The organism is Terrisporobacter vanillatitrophus (assembly GCF_051148895.1).
In the GTDB taxonomy this organism is placed as follows: domain Bacteria; phylum Bacillota; class Clostridia; order Peptostreptococcales; family Peptostreptococcaceae; genus Terrisporobacter; species Terrisporobacter vanillatitrophus.
The window spans coordinates 2,289,986-2,311,663 of record NZ_CP154625.1; the positions used below are offsets into that span (position 1 = coordinate 2,289,986).

The 21,678-nt window shown below is 27.8% G+C and carries 19 protein-coding genes, 2 pseudogenes and 1 other annotated feature; of the genes and pseudogenes, 2 read left to right on the forward strand and 19 right to left on the reverse strand.

What is annotated here, in order from left to right:
• Positions 1 to 76: 76 nt before the first annotated feature.
• From TVTCOM_RS11470 to TVTCOM_RS11480, 3 genes are all read right to left on the reverse strand, one after another.
• A complete protein-coding gene (locus TVTCOM_RS11470) occupies positions 77 to 1,783 on the reverse strand; it encodes an Ig-like domain-containing protein (RefSeq protein WP_434796415.1) in 1,707 nt (568 codons plus the stop codon).
• 84 nt (positions 1,784 to 1,867) lie between these two features.
• Positions 1,868 to 2,152, reverse strand: coding sequence for a hypothetical protein (locus tag TVTCOM_RS11475; protein ID WP_434796416.1), 285 nt, complete (start codon positions 2,150 to 2,152; stop codon positions 1,868 to 1,870).
• A gap of 13 nt (positions 2,153 to 2,165) precedes the next feature.
• The gene (locus TVTCOM_RS11480; RefSeq protein ID WP_434796417.1) at positions 2,166 to 2,387 is read right to left on the reverse strand and encodes a hypothetical protein; all 222 of its coding nucleotides are present in this window, start codon (positions 2,385 to 2,387) and stop codon (positions 2,166 to 2,168) included.
• A gap of 231 nt (positions 2,388 to 2,618) precedes the next feature.
• Between TVTCOM_RS11480 and TVTCOM_RS11485 the strand changes: the two genes are divergently transcribed.
• The gene (locus TVTCOM_RS11485; protein ID WP_434796418.1) at positions 2,619 to 3,245 is read left to right on the forward strand and encodes a hypothetical protein; all 627 of its coding nucleotides are present in this window, start codon (positions 2,619 to 2,621) and stop codon (positions 3,243 to 3,245) included.
• Between the two features lie 61 nt (positions 3,246 to 3,306).
• On the opposite strand, the gene TVTCOM_RS11490 is transcribed toward TVTCOM_RS11485, so the two are convergent.
• The 16 genes and pseudogenes from TVTCOM_RS11490 to TVTCOM_RS11565 form a co-directional block, all read right to left on the reverse strand.
• Positions 3,307 to 3,957 carry a hypothetical protein gene (locus tag TVTCOM_RS11490; RefSeq protein ID WP_434796419.1) on the reverse strand — a complete coding sequence of 217 codons (651 nt, stop codon included), beginning with the start codon at positions 3,955 to 3,957 and terminating at the stop codon, positions 3,307 to 3,309.
• 58 nt (positions 3,958 to 4,015) lie between these two features.
• A complete protein-coding gene (locus TVTCOM_RS11495) occupies positions 4,016 to 4,192 on the reverse strand; it encodes a hypothetical protein (protein ID WP_434796420.1) in 177 nt (58 codons plus the stop codon).
• 62 nt (positions 4,193 to 4,254) lie between these two features.
• Entirely contained in the window at positions 4,255 to 6,246 is a 1,992-nt protein-coding gene (locus TVTCOM_RS11500; protein WP_434796421.1) for a M20/M25/M40 family metallo-hydrolase, read from the reverse strand.
• Between the two features lie 320 nt (positions 6,247 to 6,566).
• Positions 6,567 to 6,776: a binding site (T-box leader), on the reverse strand.
• A 115-nt stretch (positions 6,777 to 6,891) separates the two neighbouring features.
• Complete coding sequence (locus tag TVTCOM_RS11505; protein ID WP_434796422.1) at positions 6,892 to 7,239, reverse strand: hypothetical protein; 348 nt, start codon at positions 7,237 to 7,239, stop codon at positions 6,892 to 6,894.
• A gap of 29 nt (positions 7,240 to 7,268) precedes the next feature.
• The gene (locus tag TVTCOM_RS11510; RefSeq protein ID WP_434796423.1) at positions 7,269 to 7,805 is read right to left on the reverse strand and encodes an N-acetylglucosamine kinase; all 537 of its coding nucleotides are present in this window, start codon (positions 7,803 to 7,805) and stop codon (positions 7,269 to 7,271) included.
• A gap of 377 nt (positions 7,806 to 8,182) precedes the next feature.
• Entirely contained in the window at positions 8,183 to 9,349 is a 1,167-nt protein-coding gene (locus TVTCOM_RS11515) for a macrolide family glycosyltransferase (RefSeq protein ID WP_434796424.1), read from the reverse strand.
• A 39-nt stretch (positions 9,350 to 9,388) separates the two neighbouring features.
• Positions 9,389 to 9,598 (reverse strand): AbrB/MazE/SpoVT family DNA-binding domain-containing protein, encoded by a 210-nt coding sequence (locus TVTCOM_RS11520; RefSeq protein ID WP_434799736.1) that lies wholly within the window; start codon positions 9,596 to 9,598, stop codon positions 9,389 to 9,391.
• Between the two features lie 81 nt (positions 9,599 to 9,679).
• Positions 9,680 to 9,820 (reverse strand): annotated as a pseudogene (locus TVTCOM_RS11525) (helix-turn-helix transcriptional regulator); the annotation flags it as partial.
• A 179-nt stretch (positions 9,821 to 9,999) separates the two neighbouring features.
• On the reverse strand, positions 10,000 to 10,767 hold the full coding sequence (locus tag TVTCOM_RS11530; protein ID WP_434796425.1) for an EFR1 family ferrodoxin: 768 nt from the start codon (positions 10,765 to 10,767) through the stop codon (positions 10,000 to 10,002).
• 149 nt (positions 10,768 to 10,916) lie between these two features.
• Positions 10,917 to 11,870 (reverse strand): annotated as a pseudogene (gene ftsZ / locus TVTCOM_RS11535) (cell division protein FtsZ); the annotation flags it as partial.
• Between the two features lie 354 nt (positions 11,871 to 12,224).
• Positions 12,225 to 13,391: a DUF2812 domain-containing protein gene (locus TVTCOM_RS11540; protein ID WP_434796426.1), complete on the reverse strand. Its 1,167-nt coding sequence runs from the start codon at positions 13,389 to 13,391 to the stop codon at positions 12,225 to 12,227.
• An 18-nt stretch (positions 13,392 to 13,409) separates the two neighbouring features.
• Entirely contained in the window at positions 13,410 to 14,321 is a 912-nt protein-coding gene (locus TVTCOM_RS11545; protein WP_434796427.1) for a CPBP family intramembrane glutamic endopeptidase, read from the reverse strand.
• Positions 14,322 to 14,341: 20 nt separating this feature from the next.
• Positions 14,342 to 15,562 carry an RtcB family protein gene (locus TVTCOM_RS11550; protein ID WP_434796428.1) on the reverse strand — a complete coding sequence of 407 codons (1,221 nt, stop codon included), beginning with the start codon at positions 15,560 to 15,562 and terminating at the stop codon, positions 14,342 to 14,344.
• A gap of 271 nt (positions 15,563 to 15,833) precedes the next feature.
• Positions 15,834 to 17,093: a 4Fe-4S dicluster domain-containing protein gene (locus tag TVTCOM_RS11555; protein ID WP_434796429.1), complete on the reverse strand. Its 1,260-nt coding sequence runs from the start codon at positions 17,091 to 17,093 to the stop codon at positions 15,834 to 15,836.
• Between the two features lie 347 nt (positions 17,094 to 17,440).
• Positions 17,441 to 19,168 (reverse strand): methyl-accepting chemotaxis protein, encoded by a 1,728-nt coding sequence (locus TVTCOM_RS11560; RefSeq protein ID WP_434796430.1) that lies wholly within the window; start codon positions 19,166 to 19,168, stop codon positions 17,441 to 17,443.
• A gap of 317 nt (positions 19,169 to 19,485) precedes the next feature.
• Positions 19,486 to 20,055 carry an NAD(P)H-dependent oxidoreductase gene (locus TVTCOM_RS11565; protein ID WP_434796431.1) on the reverse strand — a complete coding sequence of 190 codons (570 nt, stop codon included), beginning with the start codon at positions 20,053 to 20,055 and terminating at the stop codon, positions 19,486 to 19,488.
• Between the two features lie 247 nt (positions 20,056 to 20,302).
• On the opposite strand from TVTCOM_RS11565, the gene TVTCOM_RS11570 reads away from it, so the two are divergent.
• A complete protein-coding gene (locus TVTCOM_RS11570; RefSeq protein ID WP_434796432.1) occupies positions 20,303 to 21,628 on the forward strand; it encodes an IS3 family transposase in 1,326 nt (441 codons plus the stop codon).
• Positions 21,629 to 21,678: the final 50 nt, after the last annotated feature.

A 21,678-nucleotide genomic window follows, 5' to 3' on the forward strand; every position in this document is an offset into this window, starting at 1 on the left:
ATAAATTGAGAATATTTTTCATCCTCTCTTTAATATATTCTCTTACATTATATATGTGACATATTTCGATATTTTTTTACATTACTTTATATAATCCTATATGTCCTTTTATTTTAAACATATAATATTTCTCAGAGTAACTTGTGTCCAATTCATAATATGGCATAATTATTATCTTAAATTTACTTGTGTCTATATCTTCATTTATACTTGTACAGAAATTTAAATTAGTTGAAAAATTATCAAATTTTAATGCGTATATTAATAAGTTTTTTAAGCAATCACTACCTGAATATAAAGCTATAGAATAATCCACATTTATATAAACTACAATGTTTTTGTATTGACCTTTTCCTAAAACAGGATTTTTGCAACATGGTACATCTACGTATACGTCAAAATCTTTTATACAACTATCTTTATATTTATAAGCAATTATTGGATTATTGCCATAACATATAATATTATATAATTCACTTGTTGGTATTTCATTTTTAGGTATGGAAATTAATAAATCTATATCTCCAATAATAGTAATGCTACTATTTACACTTACATAGCAAATTGTAAACTTATTTTTATCTATAACAGATGTTACTATTATCTCTGTATTACCATTTCCTACAGCTGTAACTACTCCATTACTATCTACTACTGCCACACTAGTGTCATTTGATGTGTAAGTAACCTTAGAATAATCTGGTAAGTCTCCTTGTACAGTTGCAACTAATGTAACATGAGACACGATGTTTTCACTTTCTCCAATTTTTAAATCTAAGAAATCAAGACTAATATCAATTGATTTTACTTTTGCAGTTATATCACCAGTAGATTCTCCACCTGTACCACTACCAAAATCACTACCAGTTAATCCTCCTCTTGCTTCAATATAACCTTGATTTAACTTGATTTCGCCAGAAAAGTTCCCATTAAATCCGGAGCCTATTCCTGCTCCTCCACCATAATTGTCATATACACCACCTATTGCTATAACATTTCCTCCATTTATTTTTACTTCTCCTGTAAAATTACCTTTCACAGTATTACCTATGCCTGCACCAATTCCTGCACAACCTTCTCCACCAACTGCTGTAACATTTCCTCCATTAATAGTGAGTGTACCTTCAAAGTTTCCATCGTATCCTCCACCTATTCCTGCTCCTATTCCAACTTCGTCTACATTTGCTAATAATATGCCATTGTTTATTTCAACTGTTCCAACTAAACTACCATTACTACCTCCACCTATTCCTGCTCCTCCTCCATATCCTTGTGTAATATTAATATTTCCACCTGATATGATTAAGCTACCAATAAAATTACCTCCACCATTTAGGCCATTACCTCCACCTATTCCTGCTCCATCTCTTAGAGATAAAATAGTTATATTTCCATTTTCTATCACAATATCACCTAAAAAATCGTCACCATATCCTGAGCCTATGCCAGCAGCCGCTTCTCCTGATTGTATATCTAGTTCGTTATATTGATTAAACAAAGTATCCTCTCTAATTTTAAGTTTACTTATTCCAATTAACTGAATACCTGCATAATTATATCCACTTTTTATTATGTTTTTATTTCTAATTATTAATGTCACATCTGAGTTTTTATCTATTATTATTGATCCCTTAGATATATTTTTTTTATTTAAATCTATAGTAATATTGTCTAAAACAATAGTTGCTTTTGCTTTAACATATATATTGTTGCAATCAGTTTCACCGGTTATTTCATAGTATCCTGATTGCAAAATCTCTATATTCCCCTTGGAAATATCCATAATTTGTTTAACCACCTTATTTTTTATTAATCTATTAATTTTATAGAATTTTACACTAAAATAATAAATGCCTTCATGAATTCATTAAGAGTATACTATTAACATATAGAAATATCCATAAGGTAAAGATATACCATAAGTACCATCTTTATAGCTAAAAGTTACACCAAATAAATTCATCTTTTGATTATCTGTATCATCTACCTGATAAATAGCAATAGCTGCATTATTTATAGGTACCTTATGATCATCATAAACTGTTCCTGTAATAAAAAAATTTTTATTATTAGATAATTTCACATCGAGAATATATTCATCCTCTTTAGCTATTACATCTCCAGGTATTACTACTTTTAATATTTCACTCATAACAAATTCATCCTCAAATTTCTAGAGGTGGAAATATGGTAAATTCATAGAACATATCAGAGTAAGCATCTATTACAAATTCATATTTCCCATTAATATCTGACAAAGTGTAACCTAAATCAGTAATAATATTAAGGTTTTTGTCAATTTGCATAATTTGAATAACGGCTTTACTTACGTATTCATTATTTTCATTTGTAATAGTACCTGTGATTACTGTTGGGTTATTTGACATAAAAATTCCTCCCCAAATAATACTATTTATATTTAAAATATGACAATAGTTAATAAATGTTACTTCTTAATACTTCATTAATACTAAAAATAATATGTACATTTTTCTATACCTTGTAAGGATTTCTTCGCCTATTCATAAAAAATTTATTTTGAATATATTTATAAATATGTTACTATGGGAACTGTATTAATATATATTTAATAAAAAGAAATTTTTAGGAGGAAACTTATGAACTATATTACAAAGGACGAACTAGACAATAAAGAATTAACATCTATATTCTCTATTAAAAATTACGAATTAATATTTGATGAAAATTCACCTTACAAAGAAGTTTTTCAAGTAGGCGATATAGTAGTATTAAAAGATAATGCTAAAAGAATGGGAGTTGTTTCCTTTATAGAAGAAGATAACTTAAATATAAACTGGAATGACAACAGTGAATCTGTAGAAGTTTCTACAAATTTAATAATTGTACCTCCTACTTTAGGAATACAGTTATTTAATAATAATGATTTACTTAATTTATGGGAAAATTTATCAAATGGTAAAAATGACAGTTTTGATTTAAAATGTCTTTATATAAATGATAAAATGATAAATGAGGTTACTTTTATAAAAGCATACAAAAACACAGATACTTTAGTAGACAAAAGATTTAGAAGAAAATTTTCACTATATAGAAAATTTGGCAATACTCAAATATTTAGGGCTAATCTATATACTATTGATAATAAAAATGTAGGACTTAATAGTTCTAGATTTGTATATTATTTATTACAAGATAATGTGGTTTATTACTTAGGAATAGACTTAAATCGTGATGACCTAGCTACTTATTTATTTAAAAAATAATACGTAATAATAAAAGCTATAAATTATATATAGCATATATCTATAATTTATAGCTTTTTGTTTATTCTTTATGATCTATTATTGTTTTGCTTGTATCTAAATTGTCATTTAAACATATTTGGGTATTTATTCTCTCTGAAATAAGCATTTCATTTAAAATACCTTTTAATTCATAAATTGTATTTTCCAGATCTTGTTTTTTATTTTTTCCTTTTACGTTTTGCTTATTATCTTCAAGTTTTTCTTTGTGATCTATTATTGTTTTGCTTGTGTCTAAATCTTGGTTTAAGCACCTTTGACTATTTATTCTTTCTGATACTAACATAATATCTACTAGTCTTCTTGTTTCTTGTATTAATTTATCTACTTCTTCTTCTGTAAATTCCTCTAAATTTTCTTTATGATCTATTATTGTTTTGCTTGTATCTAAATCTTGATTTAAACATCGTTGACTGTTTATTCTTTCTGATACTAACATAATATTATACATACCTTTTATATCTTTTGCTAACTTATGTATTTCTACACCTATTGTATTTAAATCTTTTTGTGAAAATTCTTCACTAGTCTCTTTGTGATCTATTATTGTTTTGCTTGTATCTATGTTTTCATTCAAACATCTTTGACTGTTTATTCTTTCTGATACTAACATAATACTTAATAAATCTGATAACTCTTCTTTTAAATGGCTTAATGCATTATTTAATTTCATTATTTATCACCTCTTTATTATTTTGTACATTTAAATATTATTTTCCCATGAAAATTTTTCAAATTCTACCGGTATTTTTTACCATATTATTATATATAATAATTTTTATATGATAATTTATACCCACTTCCAATCCACCTTTTCCGTTTAAGTAAGCTATTACAACTTTTAATTTAAAGTTATAATCATATTTAACCAAAATAACACCCCAATCCTTAGAATTTTGGTCTAACAATTGGGGCGCAGTACATTTTGTGTATACCTTCTTTATATCAATCTGAAAATAACAAGATTTTATTATTTAACTTTTATATATTTTATTGTACTATAAGAGCTATAAACTTTCTTTCCATCTACTTTTCTATATGCTCTTACTTTAAAATAATAACCTTTTTTACTAATTAGATTAGTCTTAGTTATTTTAGTACTTGATGTATCTTTTATTAAAGTGTATTTTCCTTTTTTTGAAGTTGCCATATAAACTTTATATCCATCTGTTCTCTTACTTACTTTTGAAGAATAATTTAAGTTCACTTTTTTAGCAGTAGTCGATGATAATTTTAATATTGGTTGTAATGGTTTACTAGTAACTTTTACCTTTTCACATTTTAATCCTTCGTAAATTTTATTATCAACCTTTTTGTATGCACTAACTTTATATAAATAACTAGTAGCAGAAACTATTTTGGTATCCTTGTAAGTAATTGTAGTATTTTTAGATATTGTTTTTAATAAATCATATTTTTTAGTAGATGCATTGTATTTATAAATCTTATATCCATCTGCATTATCTACCTTCTTCCAAGATAATTTCAAAGAGTTAGTTAGCACATCAGAAGTTTTTAGATTTTCTGCAGTTTGAGGTAATATACTAAAAGTAGCTTTAGCTGATCCCATATAATCATTGCATCCTTTTACAGTAACTGTAGCAGTTCCTATTTCTTTATTATCAGAATAGCTTACTGTGTAATCTTTGCCTTCTTCTAGAACTTTTTGACCATCTGTTACTATTACTTCTGGTCTTTGTTTTTTATTATTATAAATTTGATTTTCTACTTTTATTGTAGTGTTTGCTATATTAGAGCTTACAACTGCCATAGTTTCATTTAATTTTGCTAGGGCTGCATCTATTGTTTCTTGATCTTTTAATAAAATATATTCTGTTTTATTAACTTCTTTAGCTTCTTTTAAAGCTTGTTGGAACTTTTTATATGATGACTCAGAAAAATCACTTTTATCCAAATCATTAGCTATTTCTATAACTTCTTTTAAATCATCTTTAGATGGCGTTATTAATCCATCTGGATTTAATTGATATACAACAGCTTCTAATAATTTACAATAAGCACTTATAGTATCTTTCCCACGACTTCCCCATGTAGACTCTATAAACTCAAGATTGTCTCTTTCAGGATTATGCATTACTTCACCTATTTCAGTTTCATAAGCTCCTGATGAACCGTCTTCTGGATGCTCTGGATCATCTAGTACTTCCCAATTTACTGCCTCAAAATATAAATAAGGCATTACTTTTCTAAAGTTTGCATGATCACTCCAGTTTCCTGTAGAAGGAGTTGGATAATCTAAGTTTAAATCAGTGTTATTAAATCTCATACCAGTTTGTAGAGCATCAGATAGTTTTAACGTTTGATAAGCAGGCCATGCATTATCAACTTTATCTGTTTCTTTATTGTAGTCACCACTATATACATAACGATATGTACCAGCTAGCATACTGTCCATATTTACCATATAAAGAGTATTTGATATTTCTTCTTCAGTCATAGCATTTGCATATGCAGATGAACCTTTTAGTCCAGCTTCTTCCGCACCGAAAAATACAAATTTTACAGTATAAGGTATTTCTTTATTAGCAAGTCTTTTTGCTGTTTCTAAGTTTACAACAGTTCCAGAACCATTGTCATCCACACCATTGGTATCAACACTATCATAATGAGATCCTATTATAACCTCTTTACTTGAAACTCCTTTTTTAGTAGCTATAACATTTTGTGAATTATAAGTTACGTTTTTCCTTACATATGAAAAATCTTGAACTTTCACTTCATAACCAAAAGACTCCAATTGTTCCTTTAAATACTTAGCCGTTTCAAGTTCTTTATCTGTACCAGCTATTCTTTTAGTTAAATTTTGATTTAAATGTTGTAATACACTGTAAGCATAATCTCCATAGTCCGTGTTTTCTTTTGCAAAGGATACTGGTGTATAAACAAATACACTAAATATCATTGCTACTGCCATAATCATGGCTAAAAATTTTTTCTTCATAAATTCGCTCCCCCTACATTTTAATTAATATTACATCTAATATAAAATAACTGCTTTTTTAAACAATGTCATTCTAATTATAGTTCAGAATATTCCGTCATTTACGTTTAGACTCTTTGCCTAAACAAGATAAATATTTAATTGTTTATTAATAGTATTTAAGAGATATATAGCTTTTAAGTACCCTATTAACTAGTATTTTTTAGGTACAAAAAAATCGCCTCTCAGTCCTAGGACTAAGAGACGAATTATATCCGCGTTACCACTCTCTTTGATAAGTTATCATTCAATAATAATAAAAAAGTCCCTTGGCTATAAAGCCAAGAGACGAATTATTCCGCGTTACCACTCTTATTGATAAGTAAACTTATCCTCTCAATCTCTTAAGGCGAGATCACCGATTGACATACTAAAAATTTCTGACAATCTCCTCCAAAGCTCTCTTCACTTTATATATTGTTGCTAGGCTCACACCAACCCTAGCTCGCTGAAACTTAATAAAAAGTTACTTTCTTTTTCTCAGGATTTATGTATTGAATTATTTATCTTGTTAAAATAATAAATTACTTTCTAAATTATGTCAATATATTTTTAATTATAAAATTCCTAAATATCTGATTTTACCACTTCACCACAAAATCGCCTTTATTTTAATAGTTTTTTAGCTAATTTTAATCCTCCATAAACAGGATCATTTTTTTGTAATTTAAAGTTCAAATTTTTATATTGGGACATATGTTTTATATTTTTAATTACTAATTGCTTGTACAAATTACTATTAAATACTCCACCAGATAGTACAATACTTAATTTATCATCAATATTTTTACTTATCTTATTTAGTATATTTATTGATGCAACAGATAAATCTTTAGCTGATTCTTCTAATATTTCTACGGCTAAATAATCTTTTAAGTCTGCTGCTAAAATTACAAGAGTTGCTATATTAGCTATTTCATAATTTTTACTTATAGAGGTTATTCTATAAGGCAAATTGTTAAAACTAGATTCTTCATAGTATCTTAATATATAATCAAATAATATGGAATATTTTCTACAACCATCACAGTTTCTCTAAGAGCCTTTCTTCCTATTTCATATCCTGATCCCAAGTCGCTGAAATTATATCCCCATCCACCACTTCTTAATATTCTTCCATAACTATTTATTCCTAATACAATAGATCCAGTACCTGATATAATTACTAGGCCTGGTTCATCAGCTTGCGCATAAAATGCTAATACGCCATCATTATATAAATATATTTGCTCTTCTTTTAATCCTGTCTTTTTTATTATATTTAATATTATTTCATAATCATCTTGAGAGTCACATCCAGATATTCCAAATACCGCCATTCTTATATTTTCTTTATTTATATTTAAATCTTTGTATATTTCTTCTAAACCCATATTTAAATTTTCATAAGCAACATCTATTCCTACAGATTTGTAGTTACTTGAGCCTGTTTTATTGTTTCCTAAAATATTTCCACTTAAATCACTTATAGTTAATTGAGTTTTTGTTCCTCCTCCATCTACTGAAACTATGTAATTCATGCCTAACACCCCCTTATATTTGACAGCGAAAAATATATTATTGTAATAATATAGTGCTATAACATGTTCTAAGTCTCCATTTATTTCAAAAATTGTGTTCTTCTTTCACCTGTTGATTATGCAATTACACTTATTTTAATTTCTTCTTTATCTAGAAGCTTTTGAACTGTTTTATTAACTGTAACCAAACTTAAATTAATTATATTTGATATTTTAGGCTTTGTTATATGACCTTACTTTATTAATTAAGTTAATTGTAGATTAGGTGAATATTTGTCGCAATATTTTTTATATTATTTACCAATAATTTTGTTTTTCACTCATTTAGAAGGGGGATATCATTTTTGATATTCCCCTTCCAGGGTAATTCTTTTTTATTAATGTATCAAATGTAATATTGCATCTACTGCTTTTGATGCTCCTCCAGAATTTTTAAAACTCTTTGATAACTCTTTTGCATTTTCTTCATATTTACTATTATTAATAACTTCAAATACAGCTTCTTTTATATTTTTAGGTTTGTCATTTTTCAAAACAAAACCAGCACCTAATTCAGCTACTCTTCTACATACCATTCCTTGTTCTGATTGTTGTGGAAAGAGTATTAGAGGTACTCCATAGTATAAACTTTCATTTACACTGTTCATACCACAATGAGTAATAAACCCATCTACTTCTTGAAGAACTTTAACTTGATCCACTTTATTTTCCACTTTAAAATTCTCTGGTATATTACCCAATTGCCATATGTCCGTATTATTTCCAACAGACATAATCACATCTATATCATCATATTTAAAAGCTTCTATACAATTTTTATAAAAATCAAAATTTTTGTTATTTACAGTTCCCAAAGATATATATATTTTTTTACGTACTTTTCTCTCTTTTTCTACACTTATATCAGCTACTGAAGGTCCTACAAAATAGTATTTATCAGAAAAAGTATCCACCATAGGTTGAAATTCTTTTGATGTATATACTATGGTATTTGTATCATTATCATTTTGAATTATTGAAATAAAGTTTTTTACATCATAATTATGACTTCTTAAAAGTTCTAATTTTTTATTAACTTTTCTCATTCCAAGTACCATATACATAATTTCTTTAAAACCTTGTTTCATCATAGGCGCAGTATACTGATTAAATGCAAATGTTGTAGTAGAACATATATAAGTAATGCCCAACTTATTCGCAAATAATTTTCCCCAACAACATAAAGAGTCCGAGACTATACAGTCTGGATTAATTTCTTTTAGTTCTTTACATACTTTTTCATCTAAAGCTATTGTTGTATCTACTATCATTTCTATCATAGCAGAAAAATCTTTACCAACTTTTTTCTCGTCTTCTGGCCTAAGTTCTGGAACATAATCATCACAACTTATATACTTAGCCCCAGCTCCCTCAATTTTTTCTCTAAATTCTTCAAAAGAATAATACCACACTTGATGACCTCTACTAGTTAATCCTCTCACTACTTCTATAGTTGGGTTAGTATGCCCATGTGCTGGTATAGAAAAAAATACAACTTTACTCATTTTTACTCATCCCTTATTTATTTTATTTAACTTATTACTTTATTTATTGAATTCTATTCCCATACCGCCCATAAAGTTTATAAGATTTCGTTGATGAACTATTGCAATTCCTTTTTCTTCATCACCAAGTACTAATAGCTTATCACCTGTATTAATACCAAATAACTCTCTAGCTTCCTTTGGAATAACAATCTGTCCACGCTCTCCCACAGTAACAGAACCAAAGAAATACTTTCCTTTAGGTGGTATGGCAATTCCCGACTTTTCTTCAGAATAATTAACTAAATTATCCAGTGTTACATTATATAATTTTGCAAGTTTGGCACAGCTATTTATATCTGGAACAGATTCATTATTTTCCCATTTTGCAACTGACTGACGAGATACACTTATCTTTTCTGCCACTTCCTCTTGAGTGTATTTATTTATTTTTCTTAATGTTTTTAAATTCATACTAATCATATTTTTCATACCTCCTATATTAATAATATTTGATATATACTATTAATTCTACCAACTATCCTTAACATTAATGTATATATTAGTGGCATTTTAAAATGACCTATAATTAATAGGCCATTTTTATTATCTTAAACAAAATCATTGTAATTTTAGTATAAGTTGTTCTTTAATAGATATAATATTGTTCCTTATTTAAACTTATCAAAATCAGGATTATATTGAATGAAACCTTTACCCTTATAAACAAATGCTTCTCTTGGACAACTATTCATACATCTTTGACAAAGTAAGCAATCTTTTTTAAAAGTAACTTTATCCTTTATTTTAATACTTTGTACTGGACATCTCATTTCACACATTTTGCAATTTATACATTTGTCTTTTTCTATGGAAATCTTTTTAGTTAAATAGTTTGCATAGTATGGATAAATTATATGATAAACAACATCAATCATTCTTTCGTTTATATTTTTCTTTGGATATGTTTTTGTTACTCCTTCTAAAAAGTCCTTAACCCCACTTTTAATCAAATCCTTAGATTCTAATAGGAGTCTATCTTCTTCTTCCTTTGATGCTCTTTTAAACATAAAGTTATAAAAATTATTGGGCATAGGTATAAACATAGTATAAGTTATATTCAAAAAAGGAGATCTGTGTATGCAATGCTGAAAAGCTATAGCTTCTTTATCTGAAGCTTGCGTAGAAAATAACATACACTTGCCTGTAAAATCTTTTAAATTTTCTTCCATATATTTAATCAATATTTCTGGGTATCTATCTACATATACAGGTCCCCCAACTATTATAGAATCATAATCATTTAAATTTACATTGTCTTTTTCTATATTTATTAAGTTGACCTCTTTATTATATTTTTCAAGTTCTCTTTTAATAATTTTTGCTACAAATTTTGTGTTCCCTGTTCCAGAGAAATAGACTATACCTATATTTTCCATACTTTATTCACCCCTATTAATTTCTAATTAGTAAAACTCTCTATAATCATATCATATATAAGTTCCACATATTTGGCAAAATTTCATATAAAAAAGCATATAATTTCACAAAAATTACATGCTTTTTTATTAATATATGTATTTAATTAAAAATCTGTAGCTATTACAGTTAACATTATTTCATCACCTAAATCTTCTCTAACAGATGTACCAAATATAATATTAGCCTCTGGGTCACATAACTCTGTTACTAAATTTGATGCATCATTAACTTCAAATAATGTTAAATCTCCTCCACTGGCAACATTAAGTAATATTCCTTTTGCACCTCTTATGGCAGTTTCAAGAAGAGGTGATTCTATTGCTTCTTTAGCAGCTTCAATTGCTCTATTCTCTCCACTAGCTGTACCTATACCTATATAAGCTAATCCTTTATCCTTCATTATTGAACTAACATCAGCAAAGTCTAAATTTATAAGTCCTGGCATTTTTATTAAGTCAGATATTGATTGTATTCCTTGCTTTAACACATTGTCTGCCATAGAAAATGCATCCATCATTGATGTATTTTGCGATACAATTTGTAACAACTTATCATTTGGTACAGTTATTAATGTATCAACATTTTCTTGAAGATTTTTTATACCTTCATCAGCATTATTCTTTCTAACTCTACCTTCAAATCCAAAAGGTTTAGTAACAACACCTATTGTAAGTATTCCCATTTCTTTTGCAATATTTGCAACTATTGGAGCGGCACCTGTTCCAGTTCCTCCACCCATACCTGCAGTTACAAATACTATATCTGTACCTTCAAGTTCATTTATTATTTGAGTTCTACTTTCTTTAGCTGCATCTTTACCCACTTGTGGTTTTGCTCCAGCACCTAAACCTCTAGTTAATTTTTCTCCTATTTGGATTTGCTTGTTTGCCATTGAAGAAATTAATGCTTGTTTATCTGTATTTATAGAAATAAAATCTATTCCTTTTACTCCTTCACTTATCATTCTGTTGACTGCGTTGTTTCCTCCGCCTCCAATACCCATAACTTTTATTACAACATCATCGTTATCAAGCTCTATATTAATTCTGTTTTCCCTCATTATTCTATCCTTCCCATATTTCAAATTATTTTTCTTATTTTACATAACATATTGTACAATATAATGCAAAAATACATCTATACACGCTATTTAATTATACTAAATAATCAATCATATTAGTGTAGAATTTTGTAATATTACCATATTTTTTTATCAATATATAATATATTGTGTTTGTTTTAATTTATAAGTTTAATATAACATTTATAAATATACCATTATTAAATAAGTAAATAAAGTAAGCCAGTGAATAAAAAATTCACTGGCTCTTTATAAATTTAATAAGGACAATATAAGATAGTTTAACATAACGTAATCCAAAATAAGTCCAACTTAAGATATATTTTTCTATAATTAGTGAATATTTAAAAGTTTTTTCTTAATCATTTCTATATCATCTTTGTTGTATTTCACCTGTGATATACTAAAAGTAATAATAGCATTATCATAAACAATTATTTTTTCCTCTGAAATATGTGAAACATACGCTTCCTTGGCGCCCCATTTTTTTGCTTCTATATCATCTTTTTTATAATCACTAACAAACTCATCATATTCTTTTAAAGTACGTTCTAATGCTATGTCTAAAATTTTATCATATTTACTTTTAACTACTGTATAATAAAGTTCTCCTTTAGAGTCTTGTTCGTACTCATAATAATAACTTTTTGTCTCATCGTCATAAGCTTTCTTTTTATTTTGTGTATAAATATAATCAGAACAATCCACATAGGTTCCCAAAGGTGACGAAGAATAATTTTTATAAATTTCTCTTTTCCCCGTAATACTTTGGTCAAAATCTTCCAAAGATAATGGTATCTCATCCTTTGCAACATTCTCTAAAGAATCAGGATCACTAATCATTACAATAAATCCAGCAATAATTAAAAAAGCTGTCACAAAAGTTCCTATTTTTTTAATTAAACATTTTTGTTTAAAATTCTTTTTAATATTTAAATCTAAGTCCTTATTTTTAACAACAACTTTATATTTTTTAAACTTAATAATAAAAGAAATAATATTTAAAATTGTAAGTAATATAAATGAAATAACAAAAGATATGGTGCTCATACTTGTTAGTAAAGCTATCACTCCATATCTGGTTAAAGATGTTATATATATATTTATCGCTAACATAATTAAACCAAATATAAAATAATAATATTCTTTAAATACATTTCTAAATTTTAATTCTTGTCGTGGAAAATTTTTAGAGCCTGAATTATTAATAAATATTTGAAAAGTTTCATTACCACATATATAGCCTAAATTTATTTCTTTATATAAATTTACATAATCTGATTTTAGAGCATATTGATCCTTTACCATCTCATTTTTTGTATTATCTACAAAAAAATTTATCAACCTAGGCTCTATTTTTTCAAAAGTCAAACTCATAGCACTTATTTTCTTTATCATCCATCCATTTTGTGCTTTTTCACTTAAATATTCTTCTAAAATTTCTACATCTAAAATATCAAAATAATTATATTTTTTCATTTTGTTTTTCCCAATTAACATGAATTTCCCCCTATTTTCCTACTTGGTAAAATATCCTTTCTTATCAAGTATAAGAACTATAGCTATAGAAGAAATTAAAACAAAGGTAGCTATAAGTCCGGCTTCTGGTCCAAAGGATCCACCACTAATCATATCACTTCCTACTAAATTTAAATCAACAATACTAGAAACACCCACATTTAGTCCACTAACTTCAAATCCAAATATATTACCTTGAGCAAAATTCCATGCTGAATGCATACCACAAACGGTCCAAAGATCATTGGTTTTTGTAACATAAATACCATAAAAAAATCCTACTAAAATAATATTTATTACTGCAACGTAGTTAACATCAGGATTGAATAAATGCATAAGTCCAAATATGGTGGAAGAAAGAATTAATGCAAATGCTTTATTATATCTAGCAGCTAAAACGTTCATTAACCATCCTCTAGTTACTATTTCTTCCGTCCCACCTTGAATAATCCAACCCATTAATATAAGCATTACTCCACCAATTGCAGACATGCCAATAGGCTGACTAGGATTTTTTTCCACTGAAATACATCCAAATAAGTACAGTATTAAAACTACAATTGACATCATAATAAGACCAATTATGAAACCTTTAATATATTTTTTTAACCAACTATCTTTGCTAAATCCAAGAGTTGAAATACTCCTTTTTTCAATGTATTTAACTCTTGTAAAGACTAGAAGTGATATAAATACAAATGAGCCTAATTCAATAAATAGTTCTAATATCTTTAGGTTTGATGATAGACTATCTGAGAATGCTAAGATTATATACAATGGAATTATACAAATTCCACCTATAATTTGCCCTCCAGTCATAAATAAAAAAGCCAAAATTGTTGCCCAAATAAAATTAGGCAACTTTTTACTTCCTTTAGCTAAAGTAATAAGATTTTCTTTTTTTGAATACATAATATCCCCCTAAAACATTGCTATTTCGATTTGAAATTATATATTGGTTTAATTACATCAATTATATCTACTGTATCACCTACAAATTTTAAAATATCCTCTATAGGTTTATATGCCATTGGCGCCTCATCTATGGTTTCTTCACATACAGAAGTAGTCCAAATATCTTTCATAGTGTTTTCAAAGTCATTAAGATTTAATTTTTCCTTTGCTTCTGTTCTACTCATAAGTCTTCCAGCTCCATGAGGTGCTGAAAAGTTCCAATCTTCATTTCCTTTTCCTGTGGCAAGTATACTTCCATCTCTCATGTTTATTGGAATAAGTAGCTTTTCTCCTTCATAAGATGATATGCTTCCCTTCCTTATTATGTTATCTTTAAAATTTATATAATTGTGAGTTGTGTGGAAGTGACTAAAATCATCAACACTTTTATTTATCAATTTATTTAAAATTATATTTGCCATTACTTCTCTATTTATTTCAGCGTATTCCGGACAAATTTTCATATCATGTAAATATTCTTCTCTATATTTTCCACTTAAAAAACATAAGTCTTTAGGATATTTCGGTTTTAAATCCGCATATTTTTTTATTAACTTTTTCAATTCATTTTGAATTTCTTTTCTTCTTCCTTGTTCCTTAAATGTGTTTATTAATTCTTCCTTTTCTTCATAAAACTTTTCTTTGCCGCTACATAACTCTATTGCTAAACTTTGATAGTATTCTGCAACTTGTTTTCCTAAATTTCTACTACCAGAATGTATTACTAAGTATTTATTTTTGTTCTTATCTTCATCAACTTCAATAAAGTGGTTTCCACCGCCTAAAGTTCCTATACTTCTTTCTATCCATTTGCTTTGTTTTAATTCTCTATAGCAGTATAGATCTTGTAATTTAGTAAAATTATATTTTTTACCTTCGTGAACATTTTTACCAGAAGGTACATATTGATTAATAATATTATCTAGCTTATCTAAAGGAAAATCTATTTCCCCTAGTTCTACAGTAAACATTCCACATCCAATGTCCACACCTACTATATTAGGTATGACCATATCACCAAGCTTAGCAGTAAATCCAATAACGCATCCTGCACCTGCATGAGCATCTGGCATTATTCTTATTTTTCCATTTTTTACAAATTCTTGGTCACAAAGCTCTTCTATTTGCTCCCTTGATTTTTCATCAATATTATTAGCAAATATTTTAGCCGAGTTGTATTTTCCACTTACTTTTATCATCTTTATCACACCCTTTTTTACGTTGTAATATTATCTTAGCATTTTTATTTTTATAATTGTGAATTTTTACAAACAAAAAAAGACATGAAGATAAAAAACTTCATGGCTTCGTTTCGAACTATTTTATTGACATAAGTGCAACACACTTTAATATATTTTTTCATTAATATTAACACTTATCATTAAAGCAATATTATCTTCTTTGAAATTTGGTGCTCCTGCAGTACTATCAAAAAACTGAATTTCATATTTAAACATAACAAGTAAGCTACTACTTAATATTTAGTAATCGTTCTAAGTATATTGATTTAATTTGTTCATTTGCCAAAGCTCTCTTAGCTGGAGGTAATTTTAATATTGCAGATAATATGGCTGCCATTACTCTGTGACTACTTAATGCTTTATTATCAAATATAAGTTCTTGTAATTGTCCTTTTTCTATTGCCATAAGAACTACTCTATGTACTGAATTTGCAGGAGTAATTATTTTTTCTTTTCTTTTCAAAAGTATTATGCTACTTTTGGGACAATTTCTAGCACAGATTCCACATCCTAAACATACTTCCTCATCGATTTTAATTATATATTTATCATTTTCCTTCACCTTACTTATTGCTCCTATAGGACATACATTTGCACATTTTCCACAACCTATACAAGAATCATAATTAATATTTGGTATATAGCTAGTTGTTGCTACTGGATGCATATTCCCGAATTTTCTAGCTGCTAATAATGCTTCACAACAACATCCACAGCAGTTACATATAAAACTTACTCCATTTCTTACATTTTCACCACATTGAACTAAATTGTGTTCATATGCTTCATGTAATAATTCTTTACACTCAGAAGCATCTATTCGTCTTGCATAGTTGTATTTTATTAAAGAATTTGCTGTTCCATTAAAAGTCATACATATGTCCATAGGTGCATCACAACCTTTACCCACATGTTTCATTTTATGTCTGCAGTAACACATTCCTACTGCTATATGCTTAGCTTCTTCTATTATGTGAGTAGCTCTTTCATAATCTAATATGGTAACTTCATTATCACTACTTAATACTTCTTCTTGTACAAAAACTCTTCCTAATTTTGTTTCTGCTGAATAAAATAAGTCTTTTATAAAATCCTCTTCAACATTTAGATATTGATAATAAAGTTCTGCTAAAAGTTTTTGGTCAATATCATTTCTAGTTCTCATCAAAGCAAATTCTATAAATCCAGCCATTGGTGGAGGAAGTATATATTGCTTTCCCTTATCATCTTCTATATCTAATAAAATTGCTTTACTAGCAAGTGTATCAAGGACTTTTAATGCTTCACTTTCACTTACACTCCATATATTTGCGGCGGTTTTTACCCTAAAGGCTTTAATTGGTAATTGAGCAACTAATTCCGCTTCTTTTTCTGTAAATAACATAGCTAGTATTTTGTACAAAGTTTTTGATGGAGGAGCACCTTGTGGAAATCTATTTAGCCTCTCCTCTAAACTTTTATATCCATTTTTTGAACTTATATGCGACACCTATATCACCCTTTTATTTATTATCTAAATTTTTGTATAAAACAAATAATCTTATTTTACATTATGTAACTATTAATGATTTTTTATAATAATATATGAGATTTATATATTAATAAATTACTTATTTTAAATAAAAAATGACCCGTCCACTATTTAAGCGATAGAGCCATCTTGATTACATCTATTTTTAATTGTAAATATATTTTTTATTTTGGCTGAACTTCTTCCAAACTCTATTTAAATTAAAAAAGCACACCTTTAGGGTATGCTTTTTATATCATATATATGGTCTATAACCCTATCTTCAGAAGGTTTTGGTAAGGTAGGTGTCCCGGCTCAACTTAATCCTAAATCTCACCTTTTGCAAATTCTTCTTTAATCTTAAACTTACTAACTGTATCTTTTAGTACTTGAGCTTGTGCTGATAATTCTTCACTGGATGCAGCACTTTCTTCCGCTGTTGCACTATTGCATTGTACTACGTCTGATATCTGATCTACACCTATGTTTACCTGTGCTATGGCTACTGCTTGCTGATTATTTGCATCTGCAATATTTTGTATTACCTGAGCAGTTCGATTAGAGCTATTTACCACTAGTTCTAATGATTTTGCTGTTTCATCTACAATATTTCTTCCATTTTCTATTGAATTAAGAGCAGTTTCAATTAACATTGCAGTATTTTTTGCACTTTCTGCAGATTTTCCTGCTAGATTACGAACTTCATCTGCAACAACTGCAAATCCTTTACCAGCTTCTCCTGCTCTTGCTGCTTCAACTGCTGCATTTAAAGCTAATATATTAGTTTGAAAAGCTATATCATCAATATTTTTTATTATTTTACCAATTTCATTTGAAGCATTACTTATGTCATTCATAGCTGTAATCATTTCATTCATTTGTTGCTGTCCTTTAGTTGTAGCTGCAGTTGCTTCGCTGGAAACTTCTTGTGCTCTTTGTGCATTTTGAGCTGTGTCATTTATTTGATTTGAAATTTCATTTACTGTTGCTGCTAGTTCTTGAACGGAACTTGCTTGCTCTGTAGCTCCTTGAGCAAGTTCTTGTGCTCCAGCAGATACTTGCTGCGAACCTATAGCAACTTGATCTGAAGTTAATGAAATTTGAGACACCATAAAGTTTAGCTCATATATTAACTTATTCATATTAGTTTCTAATTTTTTAAATTGACCTACATATTCTTTTTCAAGTTCTATATCTAGATTTCCACTAGCAATTTTTTCTAAAACCATAGATATTTCATCTATGTAATCTTGATAATTTGTAAGTTGATCAATAGTTTTATTGAAAGCCTCCGCAAGTTGTCCAGCTTCATCATTTGAATTAACCTCTAAATCAACATCAAAATCTCCTTGTGCTATATCATGAGCTACCTCAGTTATTTTTTTTATTGGTTTAGTTATTGAACCAGCAATAATATAGATTATACCAGCTACAAAGATTAATACTAATACTGCTACACTTGCTACTCCAATGATTGTTTTTTTATTACCATCACTTATTAACCCATGTACTGTATCCATAGGAACTCCACAGAAGTAAGCACCTATTATATTGTTACTATCATCATGCATTGGAACATAACCTGTTAAATATTTTTTACCTTGTATTTCTGCTTCTCCGAAATAAGATTCACCTTTTGATAATGCTTTGTATGCTTCTCCTGCCTGATCTAAGGTTGTTCCAACAGCTCTTTGACCTTGTTCATCTTTTACAGTTGATAGTATTCTCGTATATGTACTATCACTTTTAGTGAAAACGGTTGCAACTAAATTCATACTTTCAGAAAATTTATCAATATATTCATAATTACCTTCTATTGATTTACCATTAGCATCAACTAACTTACCATTGATATTTTTTATATTTCCAAATTCCTCTTTTAAGTATAATTGTAACATCTTGTTGCTACCTTCTATTTTTTCAGAATATTCATATCCTACCACTTGCTCAATAGTTGATGAACTTTTGCTAATTCCCATTCCTACTACTAATAATAACGAAAGAATAAACATCACTAATACACTAGAAATAATTTTAGTTTTTATACTTTTCATTTTACTTCTCCCCTAATTTTCATATAAAATATTTTTATTATTACTATATTTTATATACGACAAAAACAATAAAATCTGTATATCTGTACAAACTTTATTCTTCTATTTTTTCATATTTTTTATCAAGAAGTAAAATATCTACTTTTCTATTTTAACTTGGTCCATCATGGGTATCATAGTCAAGTCATTACAATAACTTAACTTGCCAATTTGGACACAACCTAAACCCCATAATAAAAAAGCCATTGACTTTTATCAATGACTAAATCATTTACCTTATATTACCATTTTTCTTTTTGAATTTATGTAAAATAAATCTATACATAGTTTACAATACTATCTAGAAATTTATTTTCACTTTCCTCATTATTATCAGCTAAATTTTCATTTATCCATTTAACATTAGTAATGCCTGATACATTTAGTATTCCTTTCACAAATGTTGATTCTATGGGATTTCCTAACTCTTTTACCATATAATCTGTTTCTGTTTCTGAAGTAGTTATAACTAATCCTGATGTTATATTAGTTAAAAGTCCTACAGACCTTTTATCTTTTTCTGTAAATGCAAACTCTTTTAGAAATACTCTATCAAAAAATCCTTTAAGAATAGCTGGACAACTATTCCACCATATAGGAAATATACATACTAGCTGATTAGTTTCTTTTAATGATTTTTGGTATTTCTTTACCAACTCATCTTTAGTTTCACCTTTTGTATAAAGCTTAACATCTTCTTCACTCATTATTGGATTGAAATCATCATTATATAAATCTATTATTTCATAAGATTTATTTTTTTCCTTTAAAGTATTTAACACTTTCTCCATAATACTTTTACTAAAAGAATCTGTAGATGGATTTGCTACTATTACTGTTGTATTCATATATATCATCCTCTCACTTTATATAATTTTATTTTATATTATTTCCATGGAGATAAATTTTTATTAAACCTAATTTTAAAGAGCTTCTTATCTATACTATATTTTTTCCCCAACCAAAACTTATACAATAAAAAATGTAGTTACTAAGTTTTTATAAAATGGACCCTATAAAGTGGATACTAGAAAAAGTGTTTACTTGTATAGGGTTTATTTTTGTGTAAAATATTCATTAAGGAGTTGACTAATTATGAACAAAAAACTATTTTCTAAAGAAGAGATTAATAAATTATCTGAAAATAAGTATGTCAAAAGCGTAAGTGAAAATGCAATTACATATACTGATGAGTTTAAACTATTATTTATAGGTGAGTATGAGAGAGGAAAAAATATAAGGCAAATATTTGAAGGTGCTGGTTTTGATATAGAAATACTTGGTATTGCTCGTGTTAAACAGGCTAGCTATAGATGGAGAAAAATGTTTAAAAGTGGAGGTGTGACTGGATTAGAAGATAAAAGATCATTAAATTCTGGAAGACCTATTAATCGAGAGTTAACAATGGAAGAAAATTTAGCTAAAAAAGATGCTGAGATAGAATATCTAAAAGCGGAGCTTGAATTCATAAAAAAGTTAGAATGGAGCGAAAGGCAGGTGAAAAAAGGTAAATTACAAGCATCTAAAATATTTGGACTGATAAAAGGTTTGATTTATAATTTTAATTTAACTGGAATGGTAAGGCATTTGTGTAAGATAGCTAATGTATCTACTTCTGGTTATTATAGGTTCCTTAAAACAAAAGATTATAGGGATATAAAAGAAGATAGAGATATAAAATCAAGAGATATTATATTAAAAGCATTTAATCACCGTGGATATAAAAGAGGCTCTAGGTCTATAAAGATGACATTAGAAAATGAATTTGGAATAAAAATGAACAGAAAGAAAATTCAAAGAATAATGAGGAAGTATAATATTATTTGCCCGATACGTAAAGCTAATACAAAAAAACGTATGATGAAGGCTACTCAGGAACATCGAGTTGTTCCGAACATGCTAAATAGAAAGTTTAAACAAAAAATTCCGGGGAAAGTTTTATTAACAGATATAACATATATGCCTTACGGCAGTTGTAAAATGGCATATTTATCAACAATAAAGGATTCTTCAACTAATGAAATATTAGCCTATAATTTATCAAATAGTTTAGCTATAGATATCGTAACTAAAACTATAGATAATTTAATTAACTTAAAATCATTCAAATTACATAAAGATGCTTTTGTTCATTCTGATCAAGGCGCCCATTATACAAGTCCTATTTTTCAAAAACTTCTTAAAAAATACAATTTAGGACAATCTATGTCTAGAAAAGGCAATTGTTGGGATAATGCTCCTCAAGAATCATTCTTTGGTCATATGAAAGATGAAATAGACTATAAAAGTTGCAATACATTAGAAGAATTACAATTTATGGTAGATAATTATATGGATTATTACAATAATTATAGATGTCAATGGAATTTAAAAAAGCTGACTCCTAATAAGTATAGAAGTCAACTTTTAATGACGGCTTAGCCAGTCGTTTTTTCTAGTGTCCTTGACAAAGGGTCCATTTTATTATACTT